This window comes from Dellaglioa sp. CoH-57-MRSF-20 (genome assembly GCF_056781955.1).
In genome coordinates, this window is record NZ_JBXAXV010000042.1 from 1 (window position 1) to 732 (window position 732).

At 55.3% G+C, this 732-nt stretch carries 3 protein-coding genes; all 3 read right to left on the reverse strand.

Going from position 1 to position 732, the window contains the following annotated elements:
- Nucleotides 1–190, reverse strand: a 190-nt coding sequence (locus AC1RPN_RS07965; RefSeq protein ID WP_438451048.1) for a hypothetical protein, incomplete at its 3' end; no start/stop codon positions are given.
- Nucleotides 183–482 carry a hypothetical protein gene (locus AC1RPN_RS07970; protein WP_251480687.1) on the reverse strand — a complete coding sequence of 100 codons (300 nt, stop codon included), beginning with the start codon at nucleotides 480–482 and terminating at the stop codon, nucleotides 183–185. The genes AC1RPN_RS07965 and AC1RPN_RS07970, both read right to left, overlap by 8 nt.
- 9 nt (nucleotides 483–491) lie before the next feature.
- Nucleotides 492–732 (reverse strand): cupredoxin domain-containing protein (locus tag AC1RPN_RS07975; RefSeq protein ID WP_353986004.1); only part of this gene is annotated, 241 nt, incomplete at its 5' end.

Genomic DNA, 732 nt, shown 5'->3' on the forward strand with positions numbered 1-732 from the left:
GACTTGTATCCAGCTTTTCGCGCATCGCCCAGTCAAGGAACCGCGAGAACTCACGGTTTGCTGTCGTGTCCCCTGTCCGGCGCAGCCACACAACGATCCCGACCATGACGAGTGCGGCCACGACAGCAATCACCGCGAACACGACGAGGGTTGATACAAACAGCTCTTGATTTGACAAATGATTAATCATTGAGCAGCTCCTTTGTCTCTCGGTCGAAGAGTTCGGCACGTCGATCCACCATGTACTCCAGCGCACCCTTCAGCGACGCGTCCAAAAACGAGTCGATACGCCGAGCAAACGCCACGGCCTGTTCTTCCGTATCGAAAAACACGTTGGTCGGAAGTCCATGGGGAAAGCCCTCAGCCTCACAGTCTACGTGTCGCGGAACGATACGGATCGTGGGCCTACACTTGCCTTTGTGCTCCGGATCGAAGCCGTAGTACAGATTGGTCCACTGGCTATCGTGCTGGATTCGTGCCATATACACTCCTTACAGAGATTTGTTCGGGAATCGCACACGTGCCTTTTTGTACGCGGCCCATGCACTGTCTTCGGCCTTTATCACGGGCCCTTGTGCAACTACCACCGGATGATCGGGCGGCAGATAATCGAAAAACTGGCCCGGCGCGATGTGCCGGTTTTGATCGTCCTGCTCTTCGAGCGGAGTGACACGTGCCCCGTTTCCGTCAACCTGAATAGGACCGCATGTCTCACACAGAACCGTATAGTAC

Excerpts from the sequence above, each read along its gene's own strand:
- AC1RPN_RS07970 (WP_251480687.1), bottom strand. The coding sequence starts at position 482 with ATGGCACGAATCCAGCACGATAGCCAGTGGACCAATCTGTACTACGGC.